Genomic DNA, 24587 nt, shown 5'->3' with positions numbered 1-24587 from the left:
CAACGCGATCCGGCTCACGGCGACGCTTAGCGATCAAAATCACAAAATTGAGATCATCTTTTTTTATTTCTTGTGAAATTAAATGAAACTCACCATGATTTTGTGGAACCGGTTTCCTATAAAAACATGGTATCGCCCGGCGATGCGGGGCGGTGGCAGATCAGTACCCTATTGATAAACAGGATAAAATCCGATGTCGAAAAATTATGCAGCCCTGGCGCAACAGATAGTCGCGGCAATCGGCGGGGTCGACAACGTCGCCGCCGTTACCCACTGCATGACCCGTCTGCGCTTCGTGGTTAAAGACGACGAACAGGTCGATAGCTCTACCCTGAAAGGCCTGGCCGGGGTGCTCGGCGTCGTGCGCAGCGATAACCAGTGCCAGGTGATCATCGGCAACACTGTCTCCCAGGCCTACCGCGAGGTGGTGAATCTGCTGCCTGGCGACCTGCGCCCGGCTGAGCCGCAGGGCAAAGCGCCGCTGACCCTGAAACGCATCGGCGCCGGGATCCTCGACGCGCTGATCGGCACCATGTCACCGCTGATCCCGGCGATTATCGGCGGATCGATGGTCAAGCTGCTGGCGATGATCCTCGAGATGAGCGGCGCGTTGCCGAAAGGCTCGCCGACGCTGACCCTGCTGGCGCTTATCGGCGACGGCGCATTTTTCTTCCTGCCGCTGATGGTGGCCGCCTCCGCGGCGGTGAAATTCAAAACTAATATGTCGCTGGCTATCGCCATCGCCGGGGTGCTGGTGCATCCTGGGTTTATCGAATTGATGGCCAAAGCCGCCCAGGGAGAACACGTTGAATTCGCCTTTATTCCGGTTACCGCGGTGAAATACACCTACACGGTGATCCCGGCGCTGGTGATGACCTGGTGCCTGTCGTATATCGAGCGCTGGGTGGATCGCATTACCCCGGCGGTGACGAAAAACTTTCTGAAGCCGATGCTGATCGTGCTAATCGCCGCCCCGCTGGCGATCCTGCTGATTGGCCCGCTGGGCATCTGGATCGGCAGCGCCATTTCCGCGCTGGTGTATACGATCCACAGCTATCTGGGCTGGCTGTCGGTGGCGATCATGGGCGGGCTGTGGCCGCTGTTGGTGATGACCGGTATGCACCGCGTCTTTACGCCGACCATCATTCAGACCATCGCCGAAACCGGCAAAGAGGGTATGGTGATGCCATCGGAGATCGGCGCCAACCTGTCGCTCGGCGGCTCTTCGCTGGCGGTGGCGTGGAAAACCAAAAACCCGGAGCTGCGCCAGACGGCGCTGGCCGCCGCGGCATCGGCGATTCTGGCCGGGATTTCCGAACCGGCGCTGTACGGCGTGGCGGTGCGCCTGAAGCGCCCGCTGATCGCCAGCTTAATCAGCGGCTTTATCTGCGGCGCGGTGGCAGGCATTGCCGGACTGGCCAGCCATTCGATGGCGGCGCCGGGGCTGTTTACCAGCGTGCAGTTTTTCGATCCGGCCAATCCAATGACCATCGTCTGGGTGTTTGGCGTGATGGCGCTGTCGGTGGTGCTGTCGTTTGCCCTGACGCTGATCCTTGGCTTTGAGGACATTCCCGTTGAGCAGGCCGCTGCCGACGCCAGAGCGCGCCAGGCCCGGGCCCAGGCATCCCACGCCTGAATACACTATTGATAATGAGGTAATGCATGGCGAGTTTCCCACAGGGATTTTTATGGGGCGGCGCACTGGCCGCCAACCAGTCTGAAGGCGCTTATCTTGAAGGCGGTAAGGGGCTGACCACCGTGGATACCCTTCCCCACGGCGCCCATCGCCTGCCGGTAAAATTAGGCCTGGAGAAGCGCTTTACGCTGCGTGAAGACGAATTTTACCCCAGCCACCAGGCGATCGATTTTTACCATCGCTATAAAGAAGATATCGCCCTGATGGCCGAGATGGGGTTCAGCGTCTTTCGCACCTCCATCGCCTGGAGCCGCCTGTTCCCACGCGGCGACGAACAGCAGCCGAATCCGCAGGGCATCGCCTTCTATCGCTCACTGTTCGAGGAGTGCAAAAAGCACGGTATCGAGCCGCTGGTCACCCTGTGCCATTTTGACGTGCCGATGCATCTGGTGATGGAGTACGGCTCCTGGCGCAACCGCAAAATGGTGGATTTTTTCAGCCACTACGCCCGCACCTGCTTTGAAGCTTTTGACGGCCTGGTGAAATACTGGCTCACCTTCAATGAAATCAACATCATGCTGCACAGCCCCTACTCCGGCGCCGGTCTGGTGTTTGAAGAGGGTGAAAACCAGGAGCAGGTGAAGTATCAGGCCGCGCATCACGAGCTGGTGGCCAGCGCGCTGGCGACGAAAATCGCCCATGAGATTAACCCGCAAAATCAGGTCGGCTGTATGCTGGCCGGCGGTAATTTCTACCCTTACTCCTGCAAGCCGGAAGATGTATGGATGGCGCTGGAGAAGGACCGCGAAAACCTGTTCTTTATCGATGTCCAGGCCCGCGGCGCCTATCCGGTGTGGGCCGCGCGGGTGTTCCGGGTAAAAGGGGTCACGATTGCGAAACAGCCGGGCGATGACGAGATCCTAAAAAACACCGTCGATTTCGTCTCCTTTAGCTACTACGCGTCGCGCTGCGCCTCGGCGGAGATGAACGCCAGCAACACCAATGCCGCCAACATCGTCAAGTCGCTGAAGAACCCGCACATTCCGGCCAGCGAATGGGGCTGGGGCATCGACCCGCTGGGCCTGCGCATCACCATGAACATGATGTACGACCGCTATCAGAAACCGCTGTTCCTGGTGGAAAACGGGCTTGGCGCCCGCGATGAGATCGATGCCAATGGGGACATCAATGACGACTATCGCATCAGCTACCTGCGCGAGCACATCAGGGCGATGCGCGATGCTATCGGCGACGGCATTCCGGTGATGGGTTACACCAGCTGGGGCTGCATCGATCTGGTCTCGGCGTCCACCGGCGAGATGAGCAAGCGCTACGGCTTTGTCTATGTCGATCGCGACGATGCCGGCAACGGCACCCTGGCGCGTAAGCGTAAAAAGTCATTCTTCTGGTACCAGAAGGTGATAGCCAGTAACGGCGCCGATCTCGACTAAGCACCCTCGCCCACCCGCGCCCGTTCCCCGCGATAACCGGGGGACGGACGTCGGCTATCTGTTGCATCCATTACATGCTTTTTTCTCGAGCCTGATTCCAGTTTCTGGTTTGCCACCGGTTTACAATAACTGGTATTTTATCCAGTACTTTTACAGGGGTATCTTCAGCAAGGAGCACATCATGAGCGCACAGCACCCTACCGCAGCCAGAGGGATAGCCAGGGCCATTCGCCAGTTAACCGTGGGATATGTCAGAAAACGCCATGAGGACCGCAAAACGCGGGAGACGCGGCGCTACACCCGCCACGCGGCATTAAGCTTAAACGGCGACTGGCTGGAGCAGGCGGGGTTTCCGGTCGGCACGCAGGTCAGAGTCTCGGTGTCGCCCGGTAAATTAGTGATAGAGAATCTTGAGCTGGCAGCGCCGGGAACGGGGCTCCCTTCCGGCCAGTCGTGCGCCGGCGGAGAGCCCGGTTCGCCGCAGGGCTAGTCGTCCGCGGCCTCCAGCTGAGTAAAGCCGCCCTTGCCCTGCCAGCCTGCCAGCTGCTGATACACCCGGGCAACGGCCTCTTTCACCGGCTGGGTCATCGGATAATAAAAACCGACGATATCCGGCTGAATGCCGAGGAAAATCACCTCGCCGACGTCTTCTTTCAGCTGATCGACCAGATAGTTGAGCGGCATGTTATGGGTGGTCATCATAAACATCTCGGCGATGTCGTCGGGATCGATGATGCGAATGTCGCCGGGGTTTAGGCCCATATCGGTGGCATCGACAATCAGCAGGCGTTCGGGGCGTAATTCGCGGATCGCCACGATGTCGTTTTCCGGCGCGCTGCCGCCGTCGATGACCACCCACTGGCCGGCCGGGTTCGCCGCGCACATCTCCGCCAGCAGCGGGCCGGCGCCGTCGTCGCCCATCATGCTGTTGCCGACACAGAGTAAAACGTCAGTCACGTAATCTCCTCACCATCAGGTAGATGGCGCTCTCCTGGTGAATATCATGCAGCATGCTGAGCAGGGTTTTGCTCCACGCCTGCTGCTGCGGGGTCTGCGCGGACTGCGCTTTATCAAAGGCGTTGGCCAGCATCGCCACATGACTGCTGTCGATGACGATTTCGCCATACTTCGGCACGCCCTCCATTTTGCGCCGCGCGGCGCTTCCGGCCTCAAGGGTGGCGATCCATGCCAGATACGCGTCCCACGGGCAGCTCAGCGCCGCCTCCAGACAGTCGATGACGCCGAGGTGGTGGCCAATCGCCAGGCTGTAATAGACCACCTGCTGCGCCTGATCCGGCGTGGCGTCGTTCTCATCAATAAATTTACGGCTCAGCTGACTGAACACCACCGTCTCGCTCATCGGATACGCGCCCCCTCGACCACCTGGTTGAGATGGGTGACGATCTCGGTCAGACGCGGATCTTTCTCCGCCTCCAGCCAGCGCAGCACCTGGCTGTCGCCCTGGCCAAGCAGACGCATATAGTCATCGGCAATCTGCCGTCCATAGCGGTAGCCCGCCAGACGCCGCGCTTCGCGATCGATGCGCACCCGCAGAGGCTGCACCATATCGGCATGCAGCAGCTCGGTCGGCTGTTCGTCGAGCTCACCCGGCAGACGGGCATGAATTTTCTGCTCCAGCAGGCCAAGCGCCATGGCGAAGCCGTACAGCGTGGCGGCTGGCGTCGGTGGGCAGCCCGGAATATAGACGTCGACCGGTACGATTTTATCGGTACCGCCCCAGACGCAGTACAGGTCGTGGAAGATGCCGCCGCTGTTGCCGCAGGCGCCGTAGGAGATACAGATCTTCGGATCCGGCGCCGACTGCCAGGCGCGCAGCGCCGGGGAGCGCATCGCGCGAGTCACTGCCCCGGTAAACAACAGAATATCGGCATGGCGCGGCGAAGGCACCACCTTAATCCCGAAGCGTTCAGCGTCGAACAGCGGCGAAAGGGTGGCGAAAATTTCGATTTCGCAGCCGTTGCAGCCGCCACAGTCGACGCGGTAGACGTAGGCCGAACGTTTAATCTTCTTCAGTAGCGAGGCCTTCATGCTGGCGATGGATTCATCCACCGTCATCGGCACGGGAATGCCGTTTTCATCGCGTGGGCCAAGTAAAGTACTCATCAGCTGGCCTCCCTCATGTGGCGGGTCAGTTCAATACGATCGGACGGCACCAGGCATTTCTGGCGCTTGCATTCCGGGCAGGTTTCGAAGCTTTCGCGGTGCAGCTCGGCGCGGGTATCGCCGTTATGCTTGAGCAGCGCGATGGCGTAGTCGATCTCCTTCTGCACCGCGAACGGACGCTGGCACTCCCGGCAGTGGCAGATAGCGAAGCGCGACTGCTGGAGGAAATCCTCTTTCTTCCACACCGCCAGCTCATACTCCGGCGACAGCTTAATCGCCGCCGTCGGGCAGACCTCTTCACAGCGACCGCAGAAGATGCAGCGCCCGAGATTGAACTGCCACGCCAGCTGGTTAGTGGCCAGATCGATCTCGACCGTCAGGGCGTTCGACGGGCAGGCGTTCACGCAGGCCGCGCAGCCGATACACTGCTGTGGCGTATGCTCCGGCTTGCCGCGAAAGTTTTTGTCCACCGGCATCGGCTCCAGCGGGTAGGCGTGCGTCGCGGTGCCGGTCTTAATAACTTTTTTAATAAAGGTAAACATGGCGATTCCTTATTTCAGCGGCGAGTTTTTACGCTCGATGCTGTAGCGCTCCAGCTCTTTGTATGGCACCACTTTGCTCTTCTTCTTGCGTACATCGACCACGGTCATGCGGTCAGTACAGGAGTAGCACGGGTCGAGGCTGCCGATGATCAGCGGCGCATCGGAAACGGTGTTGCCGCGCAGCATATAGCGCAGGGTCGGCCAGTTGGCGTAAGTCGCCGCCCGGCAGCGCCAGCGATACAGTTTCTGGTTGTCGCCGGTCATGCTCCAGTGGATATCGTCGCCGCGCGGCGCCTCGGAGAAGCCCAGCGCGAAGCGGTGCGGAATATAGGTGAACCCCTCCACCATCAGCGGGCCGCCCGGCAGGTTATCGAGACCGAAATCAATCATATTCAGCGCGGTGTAAACCTCGTTGATCCGCACCTTGAGGCGAGATATCACGTCGCAGCCCTGTTCGCTGTGAACTTCCATCGGCAGCAGGCCGTAACCGACAAACGGGTGGTCGGCGCGGGTGTCGCGGGCGTGGCCGCTGGCGCGCACCATCGGGCCGACGTTGCTGAAGTCGCGGGCGATTTCCGGGTCCAGACGGCCAATACCGACGGTACGCTGTTCCATATTCGGCGTGCTGAGCAGCATATCCACCAGCTCCTGCACGTCGCGACGCATCTGCTGCGCCAGCTGACGGGTCTGGATCATGTCCTCTTTCAGCAGGTCGCGGCGGATCCCGCCGATCAGGTTCAGGCCGTAGGTTTTACGCGCGCCGGTAAGGATCTCTGCCATCTTCATCGAGGTTTCGCGCACGCGGAAGAACTGCATAAAGCCGGAGTCAAAGCCGGTAAAGTGGCAGGCCAGACCGAGGTTCAGCAGGTGCGAGTGCAGGCGTTCCACCTCCAGCAGAATGGCGCGGATCATCTGCGCCCGCTCCGGCACCACGATGCCCATCGCGTTCTCCACCGAGGTGGTGTAAGCGGTGCTGTGGGCGAAGCCGCAGATGCCGCACACCCGGTCCGACAGGAAGGTCACTTCGTTATAACCCATGCGGGTTTCCGCCAGCTTTTCCATCCCGCGATGGACGTAGAACAGGCGGTAGTCGGCGTCGATAATGTTCTCGCCGTCAACGAACAGGCGGAAGTGGCCAGGTTCATCAGAGGTGACGTGCAGCGGGCCAATCGGCACCACGTTGTTTTTCTTGCTGCCGAGCTCGTTAATAAACTCGTAGGTTTCGGCGTCGGTGGTCGGCGCCGGACGCTGGCGATAATCCATGCTGTCTTTGCGCAGCGGATAGAGTTCGTCCGGCCAGTCGTCCGGCAGCACCAGCCGGCGTTCGTCCGGCAGGCCGACCGGCACCAGGCCGTACATATCACGCACTTCGCGCTCGCCCCATACCGCCGCCGGGACGCGCGGCGTCACCGACGGGTATTCCGGTTTGTTGGCGTCCACTTCCACGCGCACGGTGATCCAGCATTTGGTGCCCTGCTCCATCGACAGCACGTAATAGACCGCGTAGTGGCCGTTGAGCTTACGTTCATCGTTGCCGAACAGCACCGACAGCCAGCCGCCCTGCTGGTAGTAGAGAAACTCCACCACTTCCGGCAGGTAGTTGACCTTCACGGTGATGGTTAACTGGTCTTTGGTCTGCCAGGCTTCGTCCAGCACCACGCCGGGAAAGGCCTGGTGCAGCGCCGCAAGGTAGTGTTGACCGATTTTTTCTTCAGACATGCTCAAACTCTCTTAATCACGCCACCAGCAAGGAGACGAAAGCTAAAAAGGCGAAACCAAACCCGGCCCAGGTGACGCGGGAGGTGGCACAAAAACGCAGACGCGCCATGCTGTTTTCAAACAGCGCGATAATTAGCACCCCAACCACCAGCTTAACGATGGCGACCACCAGCGCCAGCAGCAGGCCGCCGACGCTGAAGCTGGTCATCTGGCCCCACGGAAAGAAGACCCCGACAAACATCTGCAGCACCACCAGCTGTTTGAGGCTGATGCCCCACTTCAGGATGCCAAAGCCGCTACCGCTGTATTCCGACAGCGGCCCTTCCTGCAGCTCCTGCTCCGCTTCCGCCAGATCGAACGGCAGTTTGCCCATCTCGATAAAGGTGGCGAAGGCGCAGGCGCATAACGCCAGAATCAGTGGAATGCTGCGCGCCGCCGGCCAGTGGTAAAGGGTATCGGTGATGGCGCTGATATGGGTCGAGCCGGCGACCTGCGCCGCCACCCACAGGCCCAACAGCAGGATCGGCTCCACCAGCACGCCGAGCATCGCTTCGCGACTGCTGCCCAGCGCGGTAAACGGGCTGCCGGTGTCCAGACCGGAAATGGCAAAGAAGAAACGGGCGATGGCGAACAGGTAGATCAGGGTGATGAGATCCCCCAGCACCGGCAGCGGGGAGTCTACCGTCACCACCGGCAGCGCGGTGGCGATGGTCAGCATCACGCCCACCATGACGTACGGCGTCAGGCGAAACACCCAGCCCGAGGCGTCAGGACCGACGCTCTGGCGGCCCAGCAGTTTCAGGATATCGCGATACTCCTGCAGTACCCCCGGTCCACGGCGGTTATGCAGCCGCGCGCGGGCGACGCGAACGATCCCGGACAACAGCGGCGCGACGGCAAACAGCACCAGCGCCTGTAGCAATGCAATTAACAGACTCATTCTCAGGCTCCTCGCGAAATGACAATCACCACCAGCACCGCCAGCTCAACCAGCGCGATCCCGCGCAGCAGCGCCGGCGCCGAGGCCGATTGCCAGCCCGGCACCAGACGCACCGGATTCAGCCAGTGACGCAGCTTCAGCAGCGGCGCAAAGGCCTCTTTCACCGGCATGGCAAAGCCGTGGGCCGTTACCACCATCGACTGCTCGTGGTCGTAACCGCAGACCCACGCCGCGCCGCGCGAGCGCGCCGCCAGGCGATCGCCTTTAAAGAAGATCATCAGCAGGAACGGCAGCAGCGGGCAGGCAATAAGCAGCAGCGCGATCATCGGCTGCGACACCACGCTCGATACCTGAGCCTGCACCGGGAAGGCGCCGCTCACCAGCGGCAGCAGCCACGGCGCGGCGATGCCGCCAACGAGGCAGAAGACCGCCGCCAGCACCACGCTCAGGGTCATCAGCCAGGGGGCGCAGGTGGCGTTTTCCGCCTCTTTCGTCCGCGGCGCGCCGAGGAAGGTCACGCCATAGACTTTCGCCATACACATCACCGCCAGTGCGCCAGTGATCGCCAGGCCAACGGCCAGTAGCGGCCCCAGCAGACGGCCAATAAACAGGTCGCCAGTGCTCATTTTGAAGAAGGATTGATAGATAACCCATTCGCCGGCGAAGCCGTTCAGCGGCGGCAGGGCCGCCATTGCCATCAGCCCCACCAGCATGGCGAGGGAGATCAGCGGCATTTTTTTACCGATGCCGCCCAGCTTCTCGATATCGCGATGGCCGGTGCGGAACCACACCGCTCCGGCACCGAGGAACAGCGTGGTTTTGAACAGGCTGTGGTTAATCAGGTGATACATGCCGCCGATAAAGCCCAGCACCATCAGCGTGCTGTTGCGGGTCGCCACGCCGGTGACGAAGGCGCCCAGCCCCAGCAGGATAATGCCGATATTCTCCAGGGTGTGATAGGCCAGCAGGCGCTGAATGTTATGCTCCATCAGCGCATACAGTCCGCCGATAAAGGCGGTGATCATCCCCAGCGCCAGCAGCATCACGCCCCACCACAGCGGCGGCACGCCGCCGGCCAGCGAAACGGTCAGCATGCCGTACAGACCAACCTTCATCACCACCGTGGAAAACAGCGCGGCGGCCGGCGCGCTGGCCCCGGCGTGGGCCTGCGGCGCCCAGCCGTGCAGCGGGATCGCCCCGGCCAGCAGGGCGAACCCCACCAGACCCGGCAGCCAGAGCAGCGGGTTCTGCATCATATCCACCGCCTGAAGGTTGATCTGCGCCAGCTCGAGGGTGCCGTAGGTTGACCACACCAGCCAGCAGGTCCAGGCCATCAGCAAAGTACCGAGACGCCCCAGGGCAAACCACAGCTTACCGGAGGCGGCGCAGCCGGTGAGAAACGCCGCGCAGAGCGCCATGATCTCCGCCATCACCACCAGTGAACCGATATTGGTCACCACCACCGCGCAGGTCGCGGCGGCCAGCAGCAGGTTGACCAGCGGGCCGTTGGCCTTCACCTGCGGGTGGCGATGCCAGCTAATATTAAACAGCGACACCGGCAGCGCCGACAGGCCGATGGCCAGCAGCCACAGCGCGTTGACGCCCCCTACCCGTATCGTCAGGTGGAGAAACTGCAGCATGCCGCCGTGGATCCGCTCCGGCATCAGCAGCGCGGCGCCGCCGGCGACCACCAGCATGGCGCTGGCCACCGCGCCGCCGATCCCGGCAATGGCGCCGCTGAGCGGTTTGCGCATGGCAAACAGAAAGGCCAGTACGGCGCTGGCGGCATACCACGCCACCGCCTGATTCACTAATCCAATTACACTCATTCCCTCTCCCCCTGTTGCGCCTGGAACAGCGACAAGTCGCCAAGGTCGGTATTAAAGGTCAGCTGGCGTTTACGCTTGCTGGCCTGGGCGATATCACGGCTATCCACCAGCATCAGCGCGTTGGTCGGACAGGTCCGCACGCAGGCCGGGCCCTGGTCATCGAAGTGGCAGAGGTCGCATTTCACGGCAATAGCGCGCACGCCCGGTACCCAGTCGAGCAGCGAGCTGACGCGCGCCGGCGCCGGCGGCGCGGGGGGCGCCAGCCGGGTATTGGCATTCGCCGGGATATCCAGCGGGCGGCTGCCGGAAAATTCAATGGCGCCGAACGGGCAGGCAATGCCGCACAGTTTGCAGCTTACGCACAGGCTCTCGTTGAGCTGGACCGCGCCATCGACGCGCTGGATGGCGTTAACCGGGCAGACGGTGGCGCAGGGAGCATCTTCACAGTGGTGGCACATCTGCGGTGCCGATTCTTTTTCATTACGCATCACCTGCAGCCGCGGCATAGCCTGCAGGCCGTGCTGGCGATGCGTCTCAGAGCAGGCGGCTTCGCAGGTGCGGCAGCCGATACAGACAGTGGAGTCAGCAATTACAAAACGGTTCACCGGGTCATCCTCGGGTGAAAGTCATTTTTGACGAAATCAGGTTGCGCAGGTGTCATTTTCGACACGTGTCGACACCTTACGATCAGTGGGTCAGCGCCAGATGGCTTAAATCCACCGGTTGGTCTTGTTCCATGGCGTCATACAGACGGTCATAGACGGTGGCGATAATCGCCAGATAGTGCTCCAGCACCTGGTCGCGGGAGCGGTTGCTGATGCGGCCGTCCACCGTGCCATCCATTGCGAGGGTGGCCTGAGCAATCAGATACTTATCACCGCCGTTTTTGTTTTCGACGTAGTACTCGATGGTGTGGCTGTTGAAGCCTTCCGCGAGGGCGACGAACACCTGAAAATGGCCGAACAGCACGAAGCACAGCTCTTTGTCCGGCGCGCAGCTCATCGCGTGATGCAGGCGGGCCTTCGACAAGGTGATCCCCTGAACCAGCGAGTTACAGTAGATGTGCCACTGCTCCTGCTGCTGCCGGTGACGGTCGGCGATGTAATCCGCCTTTTCACTTATTTCCCAAATAGTCATATCGGTTTCTCCGTAGCATGAGATGCACCCTCTAAGCATTTTTCATGCCAGATTTTATTTAATTGATTTAACTATGTTTTTATATCGACCTCTGCCGATACGACATGTCGATGACAGCCCCGGGGCGTCGACATCGACATTGACTGCCACGACGATTTCATTCTGGCATCGTTATTGCATAGAAGGCGCATCGCGATACGGAGGCGACTATGCACGAAATCACCCTTAGCCAGCGGGCGCTGGAAATTATTGAACAACAGGCGCAGCAGGCCGGCGCGCGGCGGGTTACCGGCGTGTGGCTCAAGGTCGGCGCATTTTCCTGCGTGGAATCCAGCGCCCTGACCTTCTGCTTTGAGCTGGTCTGCCGCGGCACGCTGGCGGAGGGGTGCGAACTGCATGTCACCGAACAACAGGCTGAATGCTGGTGCGATCGCTGTCAGCAGTACGTCCATCTTGTCTCGCAGCACGTTCGCCGCTGCCCGCACTGCAATAACGACCAGCTGCAGATCGTGGCGGATGATGGCTTACAGATTCAGCGTTTAGAATTGGAGTAAATTATGTGTACAACATGCGGCTGTGGCGAAGGCAACCTCTATATTGAAGGAGACGAACGAAACCCGCATTCCGCGTTCCGCAGCGCCCCCTTCGCGCCCGCCCCACGCCAGACGATGACCATCACCGGTGTCAAAATCGACCACTTCGCCCCCACCCGCACGCCAGAGGGCGACCTGCATTATGGCCACGGCGAAGCGGGTACCCACGCCCCGGGGCAGAGCCAGCGGCGGATGCTGGAAGTGGAGATCGACGTGCTGGATAAAAACAACCGCCTGGCGGCACGCAACCGCGCACGCTTCGCAGCAAAACAGCAGCTGGTGCTGAATCTGGTTTCCAGCCCCGGCTCCGGCAAAACCACCCTGCTCACCGAAACCCTCACCCGGATGAAAGGACGCGCCGACTGCGCGGTGATTGAAGGCGATCAGCAAACGGTCAATGACGCCGCCCGCATTCGCGCCACCGGCACCCCGGCGATTCAGGTCAATACCGGGAAAGGCTGCCATCTCGACGCCCAGATGATCGCCGACGCCGCCCCGCGCCTGCCGCTGGCTGACCGCGGCATTCTGTTTATCGAAAACGTCGGCAACCTGGTCTGCCCGGCCAGCTTTGATCTCGGCGAGCGCCATAAGGTGGCGGTGCTGTCGGTCACCGAAGGCGAAGACAAACCGCTGAAGTATCCGCATATGTTCGCCGCCGCCAGCCTGATGCTGCTCAACAAAGTCGACCTGCTGCCGTATCTCAATTTCGACGTTGAGCGGTGCCTGGCCTGCGCCCGCGAGGTCAATCCGCATATTGAAATTATTCTTGTCTCCGCCACCAGCGGCGAAGGCATGGAGCAATGGCTCACCTGGCTGGAGACGCAGCGATGTGCATAGGCATTCCGGGACAAATTTGCGCCATCGACGGCGTGCTGGCGAAGGTGGAAGTTTGCGGTATTCAGCGCGACGTCGACCTGACGCTGGTCGGCGCCGTTGATGAGCAGGGCCAGCCGCGGCTCGGCCAGTGGGTGCTGGTGCACGTCGGCTTCGCCATGAGCGTCATTAATGAAGCCGAAGCCCGCGACACCCTCGAGGCGCTGCAAAATATGTTTGACGTGGAGCCGGACGTCGGCGCGCTGCTGTACGGCGAGGAGCGATAATGCGTTACGTAGATGAATACCGCGCCCCCGAACAGGTGATGCAGCTGGTGGCCCATCTTCAGCAGCGTGCTCGTCTGCTGCCGCACACCGCCGCGCGACCGCTGCGCATCATGGAGGTCTGCGGCGGCCATACCCATGCCATTTTTAAATTCGGGCTCGACCAACTGTTGCCGGAGAACATCGAATTTATTCATGGTCCCGGCTGCCCGGTGTGCGTCCTGCCGATGGGGCGCATCGACGCCTGCATTGAGATTGCCAGCCGCCCGGGAGTGATCTTCTGCACCTTCGGCGACGCCATGCGCGTGCCGGGTAAAAACGGCTCGCTTCTGCAGGCGAAAGCCCGCGGCGCCGATGTCCGCATCGTTTACTCGCCGATGGACGCTCTGCGGCTGGCGCAGCAAAATCCGCAGCGCGAGGTGGTCTTTTTTGGTCTTGGTTTCGAAACCACCATGCCCGCTACCGCCCTGACCCTGCGTCAGGCGCGAGAGCGCAACGTCGATAACTTCTACTTTTTCTGCCAGCACATCACCCTGCTGCCGACCCTGCGCAGCCTGCTGGACCAGCCGGACAACAGTATCGACGCCTTTCTCGCCCCGGGCCACGTCAGTATGGTGATCGGCACCGAAGCCTACGACTTTATCGCCAGCGACTATCACCGTCCTTTAGTGGTCGCCGGTTTCGAACCGCTTGATCTACTGCAAGGCGCGGTGATGCTGGTTGAGCAGACAATAGCGCAGCGCAGCGATGTGGAAAATCAGTACCGTCGCGTGGTGCCGGATGAGGGCAACCCGCTGGCGCAGGCGGCGATGGCCGACGTCTTCCGCCTGGATGGCGACAGCGAATGGCGCGGCCTGGGGGTCATCAGCGACTCCGGCGTGCAGCTTACGCCAGCCTATCAGCGCTTCGATGCCGAGGCGCATTTTCGCCCGGCGCCGCAGCGCGTGTGCGACGACCCGCGCGCCCGCTGCGGCGAGGTGCTGACCGGCCGCTGTAAACCGCACCAGTGCCCGCTCTTCGCCAGCACCTGCAATCCGCAAAGCGCCTTTGGCGCGCTAATGGTCTCCTCTGAAGGGGCCTGCGCCGCCTGGTATCAATATCGCAGTCAGGAAAATGAAGTATGAAAAGCGTCCAGTTAGCCCACGGTAGCGGGGGACAGGCAATGCAGCAGCTGATCGGCGACCTGTTTATGCAGGCCTTCTCCAACCCCTGGCTGGCGGAGCAGGAGGACCAGGCGCGCCTCGATCTGGCGGCGCTCGTCGCCCAGGGGGACCGCCTCGCCTTCTCCACCGACAGCTACGTGATTGACCCGCTGTTCTTTCCCGGCGGCAATATCGGCAAGCTTGCTGTCTGCGGTACCGCCAACGATGTGGCGGTCAGCGGCGCCATCCCGCGCTATCTTTCCTGCGGCTTTATTCTCGAAGAGGGGCTGGAGATGGCCACCCTGGAAGCGGTGGTCGCCAGCATGGCCGACACCGCCCGGGCGGCAGGGATCGCCATCGTCACCGGCGACACTAAAGTGGTGCCGCGCGGCGCGGCGGATAAGCTGTTTATTAACACCGCCGGCATCGGCGCCATCCCGGCGGACGTTCGCTGGGGGACGCAGCAGATTAGCGCCGGTGATGTGCTGCTGGTCAGCGGCACGCTGGGGGATCATGGCGCCACCATCCTTAACCTGCGCGAGCAGATGGGGCTGGACGGCGCGCTGTCCAGCGACTGCGCGGTGCTGACGCCGCTTATCCAGACCCTGCGCCCGCTGAGCGGAGTGAAAGCCCTGCGCGACGCCACCCGCGGCGGGGTTAACGCGGTCGCCCATGAGTTCGCCGCCGCCAGCGGCTGCGGCATCGAACTGCAGGAGGCAACGCTGCCGGTCAACGACACGGTGCGCGGCGTCTGCGAGCTGCTTGGTCTGGACGCCCTGAACTTCGCCAATGAAGGCAAGCTGGTGCTCGCCGTCGCCCGCGACGAGGCGGAAAACGTGCTGGCGCATTTGCGGTCTCACGCGTTAGGACGCGAAGCGGCGATAATCGGCGAAGTGGTCGCCCGCCCGGGCGTACGTTCCGTTGGGCTGTACGGCGTGAAGCGGACGCTCGATCTTCCCCACGCCGAACCGCTGCCGAGAATTTGTTAACGACGGCGTCGGGTCCCGGATAGCGGCTGGCGCCTTTTCCGGGCTACAAAACTGCGCGCACATGTAGCCCGGCTAAGCGCAGCGCGAGCCGGGAAAAAGCCAGCGTAATTATTTTGCCCAAACCAGCGGGCGCCCATGGATGGGTTAAAGCGGCAATAACCGCTTTATTAACATACTATTATTTGTACCATCATTTTCTTATGCGCCGCGTTGTCGGCGCGTTTTGGACGTAAGCAATGTCGTATACACCGATGAGCGATCTCGGCCAGCAGGGGCTGTTCGATATCACCCGGCTTTTATTACAGCAGCCCGATCTGGCCGCGCTAAGCGAAACCCTGACCCGTCTGGTGCAACAGTCCGCGCTGGCCGATGAGGCGGCCATCATCCTGTGGAACGCGGGTAATCACCGCGCGGCCAGGTACGCCTGCGATGAGGCCGGCCATCCGGTAAGCTACGAGGATGAAACCGTCCTGGCCCACGGTCCGGTGCGTCGCTTACTCTCCCGGCCGGATGCCCTGCATTGCGATCATGAAACCTTTGCCGACACCTGGCCGCAGCTTATCCGCAGCGGACTGTATCGTCCGTTCGGTTACTACTCGCTGCTGCCGCTGGCGGCGGACGGGCGGATCTTTGGCGGTTGCGAATTCCTCCGCCGTGACAACCGGCCGTGGAGCGAGAAAGAATTCCAGCGGCTGCATACCTTCGCGCAGATCGTCGCCGTCGTCACCGAACAGATTCAGAACCGGGTCAGCAATAACGTCGATTACGATCTGCTGTGCCACGAGCGCGACAATTTTCGCATCCTGGTGGCGATCACTAACGCGGTGCTCTCGCGACTGGATATCGACGAGCTGGTCAGCGAGGTGGCGAAAGAGATCCATCGCTACTTCCGGATCGACGCCATCAGCGTGGTGCTGCGCAGCGACCGCAAGGGGAAGCTCAACATCTATTCCACGCATTATCTTGACGCCAGCCACCCGGTTCACGACCAGAGCGAGGTGGATGAAGCCGGCACCCTCACCGAGCGCGTGTTCAAAAGCAAAGAGATGCTGCTGCTTAATCTGCACGAACATGACACTCTCGCGCCGTATGAGAAAATGCTCTTCGAGATGTGGGGCAATAAGATCCAGACCCTGTGCCTGCTGCCGCTGATGTCCGGCAATACCCTGCTCGGGGTGCTTAAGCTGGCGCAGTGCGACGAACAGGTCTTCACCACCACCAATCTCAAGCTGCTGCGGCAGATCGCCGAGCGGGTGTCGATCGCTATCGATAACGCCCTCGCCTACCGCGAAATTCAGCGCCTGAAAGAGCGGCTGGTGGATGAGAACCTCGCCCTCACCGAGCAGCTCAATAATGTCGAGAGCGAATTCGGGGAGATTATCGGCCGCAGCGAGGCGATGAACAATGTGCTCAAGCAGGTAGAGATGGTGGCGCAGAGCGACAGCACCGTGCTGATCCTCGGCGAAACCGGCACCGGTAAAGAGCTTATCGCCCGCGCTATCCACAACCTCAGCGGACGCAACGGTCGGCGGATGGTGAAGATGAACTGCGCGGCTATGCCCGCCGGGCTGCTGGAGAGCGATCTGTTCGGCCACGAACGCGGCGCGTTCACCGGGGCCAGCGCCCAGCGTATCGGCCGCTTCGAACTGGCGGACAAAAGCTCCCTGTTCCTCGATGAAGTGGGCGATATGCCGCTGGAACTGCAGCCCAAACTGCTGCGCGTCCTCCAGGAGCAGGAGTTCGAACGTCTGGGGAGCAACAAGCTGATTCAGACCGACGTTCGATTGATCGCCGCCACCAACCGCGATCTCAAGCAGATGGTTATCGACAGGGAATTCCGCAGCGATCTCTACTACCGGCTCAACGTGTTCCCGATCCACCTGCCGCCGCTGCGCGAACGTCCCGACGATATTCCGCTGCTGGTGAAGGCGTTTACCTTTAAAATCGCCCGCCGCATGGGGCGCAATATCGACAGCATTCCGGCGGAAACCCTGCGCACTCTGACGCGTATGGAGTGGCCGGGCAACGTGCGCGAGCTGGAAAACGTTATCGAACGGGCGGTATTGCTCACCCGCGGCAACGTACTGCAGCTCTCCCTGCCGGAGCGGGATATCGTGGAAGCCCCGCGGACGCCGGCGGTCCTGCCTGAGGAAGGTGAGGATGAATATCAGCTGATCGTCCGGGTGCTGAAGGAGAGCAACGGCGTGGTGGCCGGGCCGAAAGGCGCCGCCCAGCGGCTGGGGCTCAAGCGCACCACGCTCCTGTCACGCATGAAGCGGCTGGGTATTAATAAAGACGAACTGGTGTAACCTCGCGCGCTCCCCCTTTCCGCGCCGGTGAGAGGGAGCTCTGGCGCAGCGCGCTATTTATCGCTGGTAAAACCGTTGCTGGTCGCCAGTTCGGCAAACCACAGCGCATTGCGTTTTATCTGTCGCTCGCCGGTCTCCAGATCCAGTCGCCAGAAGCCGTAGCGCCGTTTGAAGGCATTGATCCACGACCAGTTGTCGATAAACGTCCACTGGTGCACGCCAAAGCAGTTCGCGCCGTCGGCTATCGCCCGATGCAGCTGCACCAGATGCTCCTCCATCAGCTGGATGCGGAAAGTATCGTCTATCACCCCGTCCGCCCCGGGCTCGCCCTCTGATTGTCGATCCATCGCGATGCCGATTTCCGCGAGATACCACTTAATATTGCCGTAGTTATCGCGAATATTGGCGGCAATGTCATAGATCGCCTGCGGCAGGATCTCGTTGTTATCACGATAAGGATTAAAGCGGCCCTGCGGGTTCACCGCGTTTTCGAAATAGTATTCCGGGGTGAAATAATCGAGGTCATATTCGCTCTCACGCGCTTTTACCCGCCGCGGCACGTAATAGTTTACCCCAAGAAAATCGATATCCGCGCTGAGGATCAACGCCGCGTCGTCTTTGCTGGTCGTCGGCAGGCAGTCGTGGGCGGCAAGGATCTCGCACAGCGCTTTGGGGAATTCATGTTTTACCAGCGGGTCAAGGAAGCTGCGGTTAAAAAACAGGTCGGCATACCCGGCGGCTTTTTTATCCGCGTCGCTGTCGGTGAGGGTATAGCTCGGGGTCAGGTTGAGCACCACGCCGATCTCGCCCGCCAGCGCCAGTTCACGATAAGCCGTTACCGCTTTGGCGTGCGCCAGCATAATGTTAAACGCCACCTGCGCCGCCAGCCGACCATCTTTCTTACACGGATAGTGGAAGTCGTACAGGTAGCCTCCCTCAACCGGCACAATCGGCTCGTTGAAGGTTATCCAGTATTTAACCTTATGGCCAAACAGGCTAAAGGCGGTGCGGGCAAAGCGGGCAAACAGCTCGGCTACGTGCGCCGATTCAAAGCCGCCGTACTGTTTCTGCAGCGCTTCCGGCATATCAAAGTGGTAGAGATTGATCATCGGCTCAATGCCGTTGGCGATCATCTCATCCAGATAGGCGTGATAAAAACGCACCGCGTCCGGGTCCGGCGCGCCGGTTTCCAAATCAGCGATCAGTCGTGACCACTGTATCGAGGTACGAAATGAGTTGAAGCCGGTCTGTTTCATCAGCGCCACGTCCTGCGGATACTGATGATAAGTATCACACACGGTTTGCGGTCCTACCTGCTGATAAAATCGCTCCGGCTGTTCGGCAAACCAGCTGTCCCAGATGGAACGATGGCGCTTATTGGTGACCCCTTCCGTTTGCGGGCCGGACGCCGCCGCCCCCCACAGGAACCCTTGCGGAAACTGATACTGCTGCATAACCTCTCCTTCGAAAAAAGGCTGCGCCCGTCTGGCGCAGCCTGAACGTACTACTCAGCGACCACTTCGATCGATTTAATGAACATATAGCCCCAGTCGCCGGCGAAGCGGCCGAAGTCAATCTGATTGCTCCCGGCTTTAAGCGTCACCGGTATCCGCAGCTGCTGGCCCTGCTCATCCGTCTGCGGGAAGGCCACGGTCTGCGGAGCGCCCCCGTTGACGACAAATGAGTTCTGCTTACCGCCCCATTTGCCGTTGAAGGTTACATTGAGCAGGAACTGACCGCTCCACGGCGCCTGCACCTGCCAGCTGACCTTATCCCCCTCGTTGGCAAATGGGCCGAGGAAGCCGTCCTCACCAACTGCCAGCGCGTCTTTATCACTCTTCATCACCGTCAGCCGCCCCTCAGCCACGCCATAAACTTCGCCGTGATAACGACAGAAATCCGCTGGCGCTTTCCCCGCCGCCTCGCCCACCGTCACGGTCACGGTTTTGCTGCTTTTCAACAGCCCATCGTCCGCCGTGAACGTCAGCGCATAGGTGCCTGGCGTCGTAAACCAGGCCCGGGTTTGAGCCCGATCGGCATGGCAGAAATGCACCTGGCCATCGCCGGCGTGCTGCCAGCCCACCTTAACCTCTCGCGACGGCAGGCCATCGTCCTGCCAGCTGGCCGTAAGCTCGACGCCCTGGTCCTGCGTGGTGGTTAGGGCCGGTTCCAGCGTGACAACCGGTGGCTGATTCTCCTCGCTATGCTGCACGCTAATCACATTGGAAGGGGCCGAACGACCACTCTCGTTTTTCGCCGTCACCCGGTAGTAATACGTGTGCCCGAGCTGAAGCTGACGATAATCGTCGCGGAACAGAACCATGGTTTCCGGATTCCATTCGTTAACGCCATCGGAGATATCCCGGCCCACCACCGTCCACGGCCCGGTCGGTGAGGCGGCGCGTTCGACATCGTAGCTGCGTCCTACCGCAGCGCCCATCCAGTTGATCGCGAAGGGCGAGGTGGTTTCGCGCAGCAAAGGCGCGTCCGGCTTCGGCAGCGGTGCCATCGTCTGCTGCCCGGCCATCTGCGCCGCGGCGGTGCGCACCAGATCGACCACCGCCTGCTCCTGGTTCGCTTCGCCTTCTTTGGCAAACCCCGGCAGGTGGTAGCTATAGTGCCCGGTCGACTCCTTATGCCAGTAGAAGCCGCCGTCGTGACGATGGCCGCGGAAGCCCCAGATAAGCCCGCCGGCGGCTTGCGCCCCGTTGACGTCGCTGTGAACAATCGACTGCATAATGGCGTTCAGTTGATCCGCCGGCAGCAGGCCAAACTCGCCGACGAGATAGACTTTTTGTCCGCCGATGGCGCGCAGATCCTGCGTCACCTGCCCGGGATGGTTATTATCGGCATTGGTGTAATAGTGATTGCTGACGATATCCACATTGGGGTCGGTCAGCGCAAAGGAATTGATTTTCTTATAGGTACCATCCACCACCAGCTGATGAGGGGCCCATTTTTTAATCCACGCCGCGGTCTGATGCAGGAAATCGGCGTTGGTATCCTCCAGCTCGTTACCGGTTTCCCAGGCCATGATCGCCTTTTCATCATAATAGGCGCGGCCGGTGACGGTATTTGTCCGGGTGATGACCTGGCGGATCACATCCAGATAGGCTTTGAAGGTCTTGCTATCGGTCCGATAAAAGTCTTCCGCTTTTTCATGATAGAACGCCGCAAGCTGCTCGCGCCCGCCCCACCACCACCAGTGGTCGATAAACGGCAGGATCAGACGCAATCCCTGTTTATCCGCTTCGGCAATCATGTTGTCATACACCCGCATGGCTTTCTCATTCAGCCGCGGCATGCCGTCCGCCGTTTCCGGCGCCAGAATATGGGTCTCACGCCCGCAGGCCTTATCAAATTCCTGCTGCACCGACAGCACGTAGACGCGCTGGGCTTTCGCCCCGGTTTGCACCATCGCCTGGATCCAGTTTTGCTGCTCCTGGGCCGTTGGCCATTTAAAGTATTGCCCCCAGCCGCGCGGATCTGCCCTGCAGGGGCCGCGGGCGTCGTCTTCAATGCGGTGTAGCTCCGGCGCGTGGATCCCGGCGAAACGAAACACCTTGTCGCCGTCCTTGAGGGTGGCGCCGTCGCGAGTGATAAAGTGCGTAAAGTGCGAGCGCTCGGCGGCCAGCGCCCCGCCGGCCCCCAGCGCGGACAGCAGCCCCATCAGCAGCAGGTTTTTCATCGGCTTCATCGTTGTCTCTCCTTAGAACCAGACCTCGGCCTGTACGCCGAAGTTAACGGTGTCGGTAGAGCCACTGCGGGAATACCCGCCGGCGGTGATGGTATTGGTATCCCAGTTGTAGTTACCGTCTAATGCATCGGAGACACCTTTATCCCACTTCGCGTAGGTGACGAAGAAGCGCAGCTGCGGACGCGCCCAGAAACCGGAGTCAAAGGTCAGCGTTGGCGCAACGGTGACTTTGGTCAGGCCGCCTTTGCCTTTGCCGTTTACTCCTTTGTAGTTTTTGTCATCCAGGTATTCGTAGCCCAGCTCGTACTGCATGGCAAAGTTGCGGGTGATCTGATGATAAGGGCGGATACCAGCGACCCACATCGAGCGTCCCCAGCCATTTTCATCTTCTGTCCACCAGCGGTAGTTTTTATCTTTCTGCCAGAAAGCGAAGGTCGAGATCTCCAGGTCGCCCATCGAGGCCACGCTATCCAGCACCACTCGCCAGGACTGGGTGTTTTCCAGGTTGGCCCAGCCCCAGCCGTTTTTACCCAGCGAGTCACCCGCCGCCAGCCCTTTCCCGTACTGCAATGCGAGGCGGGAGTATCCTCCGGTCAGACCATAGAAGCCGTCAAAGTTATAAATACCGGTCACGCCATAGCCCTTCTCGGCGGAAGTCGGATGGTTTTCGTTACGGTTCATGTGGTGGCCGATCAGCTCCAGATCGAAGCCTGTCCCCGCGATCTTTTTCAGCCACAGGTTGAGGGAATAGTCATCCGGGTAGCCCTGATCTCCCTTATCCACCGGGTAGGCTTTGGTTTCATCGGTGGGTGAAAAGGCGTACACCCCGGCGTCGAAGCGGGCGAAGCCGAGATCCATGTTGTCGAAGCCGCCGCCGGTGCCGTTGTACTGAATGTACTCCCAGTCGAACTGATGGCTGGAGGTGTTGGAGCTGCTATAGCGCTTACCGGCCCAGAAGGTCATCTCCGGCGCAAAATCCAGATTGCTCAACTCGGCGAACCCTTCACGAAACTGTACGTCATGGCCATCGTCATCCTGACAGTTCCAGTCGGAGGTGCATTTCGACTGGTGAGTGAGGTTGGCCTGCACTTTCGCCACCACGCCGCTGTCCGCCGTCAGCGTCACGGTGGGGATCAGTTCGATCTTGGTGTCTTCTTCGTTGCCCAGTCGCCACTTACCGTCCGGCATCAGGCCGACGGAGTCCGCGCGGTTGCCATCGGAGTTCGCCAGGATCCCGGAGCGGATATAGCCATGCAGCGCAAAATCATACTTCGGATCGGCGCAGGCCGGGCTGCTGGCCCCTGCCAGCGAGAGGAGAGCCAGAGGTATTGAGTGTTTCAGCTTTATCATTATTTTTTTCCCACGTTATGTTTGTTAACACGAACCGATAACGGAGGGGAAATTTACGGATCAAAAACGGAAATGTACATCCACTTACGGAAATCGCTTTCCATAATTGCCTATCTGGTTCACAAAATTAGCTCTGCGGCGAATATATTCGTGAGACTGATCACATAAAATGACAAGAATGACGCCGGGAGCCGGCAGTGGAGCGGAAGGAGGAGGAGATGAGCAGGTGCCGCCGGGGGATAAGCCGCCGACGGCGAGAGGTTCAGCGTTCGGTTTCCGCGAGCTGACGTTCGTACACTTTGAAGAAGGGGCGATAGAGCATCCAGGCGTTAAACATCGCGAACAGGCTCATGCACAAATTTTTCCAGCTGCCGTTCGCCGACCATGCCGCCCCCAGCGGGGAAGGCATCGACCATGGCAGCATCGCCACCGCGCGGTCGAGGATACCCAGCTGAGTTAAATACCATGCGATACAGGCATTTATCAGCGGAACAAAGAGAAACGGCAGTAAAAAAACCGGGTTCATGATCACCGGAAAACCAAACAGTATTGGCTCGTTGATATTAAACAGCGACGGCAGCAGGCCAATCTTGGCCACGCTTTTCAGCTGCCGCGAGCGGCTGCGCATCGCCATCAGCACCAGCGGCAAAGTGGAGCCAATACCGCCGATCAGCAGGTAAAAATCCCAGAACCCCTGCAGATAAATATGCGGCAGCGTTGGCGAACCCGCCGCCAGCGCCTGCTGATTTTCAAACAGATAGGTCATCCAGAAGGGGTTCATGATCCCGGTGATGATCAGCGCGCCGTGGATACCGATAAACCAGAGTAAGTTACAGATAAATAAAGAGATAAGTACCGCCATCAGCGTGTCGGACGCCAGCACCAGCGGCCGCACCGCTTCGCTGATCAACTCCGGTACGATGCGTCCGGTGGTCTGCAGCAGTATGGCATTCATCACGCTTATCGACAGCATCACCACCAGCAGCGGGATCAGCAGTTGAAAGCCATTGCGGGTCATCAGCGGCACTTCATCAGGCAAGCGAATGCACCAGCCTTTTTTGTAGAAAAAGCGAATTATCTCAATGGAATAGGTGCTGGATATCAGGGCGGTAAATATCCCCATACCGCCGAGATAAACATTGCTCACCGCAGTCTCGCGAAAGCCGATAAACAGCAGAAAAGCCAGACACCCGGTTAAACCGCAGAGCCGTTCCGGCAGACGGTACTGCTTGGCGAGACTGGCGCTGGCGCCGAAGGCGACAATCAGCGCCACCAGGCCAATAGTTAGCTGAAAGGTCGGCAGCAGGATAGGCCGCAGCAGCAAATAGACCTGGCCGAAACGCGAGGCGCCGTCGATGGAAACGGGCGGAAACAAAATGGGAACTAACAGGCTGCCAACAATCACAAAGGGCATAGCCAGCGCAAAGCTATCGCGCATCGCCGTAATGTGGTTGTTGCGCGTCAGAACGTTCGCCAGCGGCGCCAGCCGCTGCTCGATGATGTCCACGGCCACATTCATTAACTGAATGTTCATACTCCTACCTTTGCGAATGGTTGTCTCGCCGGGATGATCGCCCACAACACCGGAAAGTGAAAGCCTGCCATAGGTGATCATGGTCACAATTAATAAATCCACAAACGGAAAGCGCTTTCCGTAATGCATCCATTTTGACTATAGTCCGCTCATCCAACCTCATCAGGAGCGGTAATTATGAAAAAAATTATGTTGTGTTGTTCGGCAGGCATGTCCACCAGCCTGCTGATGAAAAAAATGATTGCGGAAGCCGAACAGCGGGGCCTGCCGGTAGAGATCAACGCCTATGGCGTAGCGGAGTTCGCCGAACAGGTCGGCCATTATCAGGTGGTGCTGTTGGGGCCGCAGGTGAAATACATGCAGCAGGATCTGCAAAAACAGGCGGATAAATACGGTATCCGCGTCGAACCCATCAATATGATGGACTACGGCATGCAAAAAGGCGCCGCGGTCCTTGATTTCGCCCTTTCCCTTATCGAAAACAAGAACTAAGGAAAG

Annotated in this window: 23 protein-coding genes; 10 read left to right on the top strand and 13 right to left on the bottom strand. The window is 60.1% G+C overall.

Features of this window, described 5'->3' with window-relative positions:
- Window positions 1-193 precede the first annotated feature (193 nt).
- The 3 genes from ascF to IB144_RS05265 all read left to right on the top strand — a co-directional run bounded on the left by ascF (window position 194) and on the right by IB144_RS05265 (window position 3577).
- On the top strand, window positions 194-1636 hold the full coding sequence (ascF, locus tag IB144_RS05275) for a PTS cellobiose/arbutin/salicin transporter subunit IIBC (protein ID WP_002914879.1): 1443 nt from the start codon (window positions 194-196) through the stop codon (window positions 1634-1636).
- 26 nt (window positions 1637-1662) lie between these two features.
- Window positions 1663-3087 carry a 6-phospho-beta-glucosidase gene (locus tag IB144_RS05270; RefSeq protein ID WP_149358881.1) on the top strand — a complete coding sequence of 475 codons (1425 nt, stop codon included), beginning with the start codon at window positions 1663-1665 and terminating at the stop codon, window positions 3085-3087.
- 181 nt (window positions 3088-3268) lie between these two features.
- A complete protein-coding gene (locus IB144_RS05265) occupies window positions 3269-3577 on the top strand; it encodes a SymE family type I addiction module toxin (RefSeq protein WP_002914883.1) in 309 nt (102 codons plus the stop codon).
- Here the strand turns inward: IB144_RS05265 and hycI are convergent.
- The 9 genes from hycI to hycA form a co-directional block, all read right to left on the bottom strand.
- Complete coding sequence (hycI, locus tag IB144_RS05260; protein ID WP_004174683.1) at window positions 3574-4044, bottom strand: hydrogenase maturation peptidase HycI; 471 nt, start codon at window positions 4042-4044, stop codon at window positions 3574-3576. The genes IB144_RS05265 and hycI overlap by 4 nt on opposite strands.
- On the bottom strand, window positions 4037-4447 hold the full coding sequence (locus IB144_RS05255; protein ID WP_002914887.1) for a formate hydrogenlyase maturation HycH family protein: 411 nt from the start codon (window positions 4445-4447) through the stop codon (window positions 4037-4039). Before IB144_RS05255 ends, hycI begins: the two co-directional genes overlap by 8 nt.
- Complete coding sequence (locus tag IB144_RS05250) at window positions 4444-5211, bottom strand: NADH-quinone oxidoreductase subunit B family protein (RefSeq protein WP_002914891.1); 768 nt, start codon at window positions 5209-5211, stop codon at window positions 4444-4446. The genes IB144_RS05255 and IB144_RS05250 overlap by 4 nt, the downstream gene beginning before the upstream one ends.
- On the bottom strand, window positions 5211-5753 hold the full coding sequence (locus IB144_RS05245) for a formate hydrogenlyase complex iron-sulfur subunit (protein WP_002914893.1): 543 nt from the start codon (window positions 5751-5753) through the stop codon (window positions 5211-5213). The genes IB144_RS05250 and IB144_RS05245 overlap by 1 nt, the downstream gene beginning before the upstream one ends.
- Before the next feature lie 9 nt (window positions 5754-5762).
- The gene (gene hycE, locus IB144_RS05240) at window positions 5763-7472 is read right to left on the bottom strand and encodes a formate hydrogenlyase subunit HycE (protein WP_004151044.1); all 1710 of its coding nucleotides are present in this window, start codon (window positions 7470-7472) and stop codon (window positions 5763-5765) included.
- 16 nt (window positions 7473-7488) lie between these two features.
- Window positions 7489-8412 carry a respiratory chain complex I subunit 1 family protein gene (locus tag IB144_RS05235; RefSeq protein WP_004149485.1) on the bottom strand — a complete coding sequence of 308 codons (924 nt, stop codon included), beginning with the start codon at window positions 8410-8412 and terminating at the stop codon, window positions 7489-7491.
- Between the two features lie 2 nt (window positions 8413-8414).
- Window positions 8415-10241, bottom strand: a complete 1827-nt coding sequence (hycC, locus tag IB144_RS05230) for a formate hydrogenlyase subunit 3 (protein ID WP_004890213.1) — start codon at window positions 10239-10241, stop codon at window positions 8415-8417.
- Entirely contained in the window at window positions 10238-10846 is a 609-nt protein-coding gene (locus IB144_RS05225; protein ID WP_004151047.1) for a 4Fe-4S dicluster domain-containing protein, read from the bottom strand. The genes hycC and IB144_RS05225 overlap by 4 nt, the downstream gene beginning before the upstream one ends.
- Before the next feature lie 82 nt (window positions 10847-10928).
- The gene (hycA, locus tag IB144_RS05220; protein ID WP_002914925.1) at window positions 10929-11378 is read right to left on the bottom strand and encodes a formate hydrogenlyase regulator HycA; all 450 of its coding nucleotides are present in this window, start codon (window positions 11376-11378) and stop codon (window positions 10929-10931) included.
- A 209-nt stretch (window positions 11379-11587) separates the two neighbouring features.
- On the opposite strand from hycA, the gene hypA reads away from it, so the two are divergent.
- From hypA to flhA, 6 genes are all read left to right on the top strand, one after another.
- Entirely contained in the window at window positions 11588-11932 is a 345-nt protein-coding gene (gene hypA, locus IB144_RS05215; RefSeq protein ID WP_065888482.1) for a hydrogenase maturation nickel metallochaperone HypA, read from the top strand.
- A 3-nt stretch (window positions 11933-11935) separates the two neighbouring features.
- A complete protein-coding gene (gene hypB, locus IB144_RS05210; protein ID WP_032412129.1) occupies window positions 11936-12808 on the top strand; it encodes a hydrogenase nickel incorporation protein HypB in 873 nt (290 codons plus the stop codon).
- Window positions 12799-13071 (top strand): HypC/HybG/HupF family hydrogenase formation chaperone, encoded by a 273-nt coding sequence (locus tag IB144_RS05205; RefSeq protein WP_002914934.1) that lies wholly within the window; start codon window positions 12799-12801, stop codon window positions 13069-13071. The genes hypB and IB144_RS05205 overlap by 10 nt, the downstream gene beginning before the upstream one ends.
- Window positions 13071-14192: a hydrogenase formation protein HypD gene (hypD, locus tag IB144_RS05200; protein WP_065888481.1), complete on the top strand. Its 1122-nt coding sequence runs from the start codon at window positions 13071-13073 to the stop codon at window positions 14190-14192. The genes IB144_RS05205 and hypD overlap by 1 nt, the downstream gene beginning before the upstream one ends.
- A complete protein-coding gene (hypE, locus tag IB144_RS05195) occupies window positions 14189-15199 on the top strand; it encodes a hydrogenase expression/formation protein HypE (RefSeq protein WP_065888480.1) in 1011 nt (336 codons plus the stop codon). The genes hypD and hypE overlap by 4 nt, the downstream gene beginning before the upstream one ends.
- 236 nt (window positions 15200-15435) lie before the next feature.
- Window positions 15436-17508 carry a formate hydrogenlyase transcriptional activator FlhA gene (gene flhA, locus IB144_RS05190; RefSeq protein WP_004185384.1) on the top strand — a complete coding sequence of 691 codons (2073 nt, stop codon included), beginning with the start codon at window positions 15436-15438 and terminating at the stop codon, window positions 17506-17508.
- Between the two features lie 53 nt (window positions 17509-17561).
- Here flhA and IB144_RS05185 read toward each other — a convergent pair whose 3' ends face one another.
- The 4 genes from IB144_RS05185 to IB144_RS05170 all read right to left on the bottom strand — a co-directional run bounded on the left by IB144_RS05185 (window position 17562) and on the right by IB144_RS05170 (window position 24089).
- Entirely contained in the window at window positions 17562-18962 is a 1401-nt protein-coding gene (locus IB144_RS05185) for a glycoside hydrolase family 1 protein (protein ID WP_002914970.1), read from the bottom strand.
- Between the two features lie 50 nt (window positions 18963-19012).
- The gene (locus tag IB144_RS05180) at window positions 19013-21205 is read right to left on the bottom strand and encodes a CBM35 domain-containing protein (protein WP_004193697.1); all 2193 of its coding nucleotides are present in this window, start codon (window positions 21203-21205) and stop codon (window positions 19013-19015) included.
- A 12-nt stretch (window positions 21206-21217) separates the two neighbouring features.
- On the bottom strand, window positions 21218-22555 hold the full coding sequence (locus IB144_RS05175; RefSeq protein WP_002914972.1) for a carbohydrate porin: 1338 nt from the start codon (window positions 22553-22555) through the stop codon (window positions 21218-21220).
- A gap of 262 nt (window positions 22556-22817) precedes the next feature.
- Complete coding sequence (locus tag IB144_RS05170) at window positions 22818-24089, bottom strand: PTS transporter subunit EIIC (RefSeq protein WP_004151052.1); 1272 nt, start codon at window positions 24087-24089, stop codon at window positions 22818-22820.
- A gap of 177 nt (window positions 24090-24266) precedes the next feature.
- Here IB144_RS05170 and IB144_RS05165 point away from each other — a divergent pair, with 177 nt between their 5' ends.
- The gene (locus tag IB144_RS05165; protein ID WP_002914979.1) at window positions 24267-24581 is read left to right on the top strand and encodes a PTS sugar transporter subunit IIB; all 315 of its coding nucleotides are present in this window, start codon (window positions 24267-24269) and stop codon (window positions 24579-24581) included.
- Window positions 24582-24587 lie beyond the last annotated feature (6 nt).

The organism is Klebsiella sp. K4 (assembly GCF_014596785.2).
GTDB classification, from domain to species: Bacteria; Pseudomonadota; Gammaproteobacteria; order Enterobacterales; family Enterobacteriaceae; genus Klebsiella; species Klebsiella pneumoniae.
The sequence above is the reverse complement of the archived record's forward strand: the minus strand, read 5'-3'. Positions and strand labels throughout refer to the sequence as shown.

Coding starts and splice junctions, on each gene's coding strand:
- hycE (WP_004151044.1), bottom strand. CDS start 7,472: ATGTCTGAAGAAAAAATCGGTCAACACTACCTTGCGGCGCTGCACCAG.
- hycC (WP_004890213.1), bottom strand. CDS start 10,241: ATGAGTGTAATTGGATTAGTGAATCAGGCGGTGGCGTGGTATGCCGCC.
- ascF (WP_002914879.1), top strand. CDS start 194: ATGTCGAAAAATTATGCAGCCCTGGCGCAACAGATAGTCGCGGCAATC.
- IB144_RS05270 (WP_149358881.1), top strand. CDS start 1,663: ATGGCGAGTTTCCCACAGGGATTTTTATGGGGCGGCGCACTGGCCGCC.
- hycA (WP_002914925.1), bottom strand. CDS start 11,378: ATGACTATTTGGGAAATAAGTGAAAAGGCGGATTACATCGCCGACCGT.
- IB144_RS05255 (WP_002914887.1), bottom strand. CDS start 4,447: ATGAGCGAGACGGTGGTGTTCAGTCAGCTGAGCCGTAAATTTATTGAT.
- IB144_RS05205 (WP_002914934.1), top strand. CDS start 12,799: ATGTGCATAGGCATTCCGGGACAAATTTGCGCCATCGACGGCGTGCTG.
- hypA (WP_065888482.1), top strand. CDS start 11,588: ATGCACGAAATCACCCTTAGCCAGCGGGCGCTGGAAATTATTGAACAA.
- IB144_RS05180 (WP_004193697.1), bottom strand. CDS start 21,205: ATGAAGCCGATGAAAAACCTGCTGCTGATGGGGCTGCTGTCCGCGCTG.
- IB144_RS05185 (WP_002914970.1), bottom strand. CDS start 18,962: ATGCAGCAGTATCAGTTTCCGCAAGGGTTCCTGTGGGGGGCGGCGGCG.
- hypE (WP_065888480.1), top strand. CDS start 14,189: ATGAAAAGCGTCCAGTTAGCCCACGGTAGCGGGGGACAGGCAATGCAG.
- hypB (WP_032412129.1), top strand. CDS start 11,936: ATGTGTACAACATGCGGCTGTGGCGAAGGCAACCTCTATATTGAAGGA.
- IB144_RS05235 (WP_004149485.1), bottom strand. CDS start 8,412: ATGAGTCTGTTAATTGCATTGCTACAGGCGCTGGTGCTGTTTGCCGTC.
- IB144_RS05245 (WP_002914893.1), bottom strand. CDS start 5,753: ATGTTTACCTTTATTAAAAAAGTTATTAAGACCGGCACCGCGACGCAC.
- IB144_RS05170 (WP_004151052.1), bottom strand. CDS start 24,089: ATGAACATTCAGTTAATGAATGTGGCCGTGGACATCATCGAGCAGCGG.
- IB144_RS05265 (WP_002914883.1), top strand. CDS start 3,269: ATGAGCGCACAGCACCCTACCGCAGCCAGAGGGATAGCCAGGGCCATT.
- IB144_RS05175 (WP_002914972.1), bottom strand. CDS start 22,555: ATGATAAAGCTGAAACACTCAATACCTCTGGCTCTCCTCTCGCTGGCA.
- flhA (WP_004185384.1), top strand. CDS start 15,436: ATGTCGTATACACCGATGAGCGATCTCGGCCAGCAGGGGCTGTTCGAT.
- IB144_RS05250 (WP_002914891.1), bottom strand. CDS start 5,211: ATGAGTACTTTACTTGGCCCACGCGATGAAAACGGCATTCCCGTGCCG.
- hypD (WP_065888481.1), top strand. CDS start 13,071: ATGCGTTACGTAGATGAATACCGCGCCCCCGAACAGGTGATGCAGCTG.
- IB144_RS05165 (WP_002914979.1), top strand. CDS start 24,267: ATGAAAAAAATTATGTTGTGTTGTTCGGCAGGCATGTCCACCAGCCTG.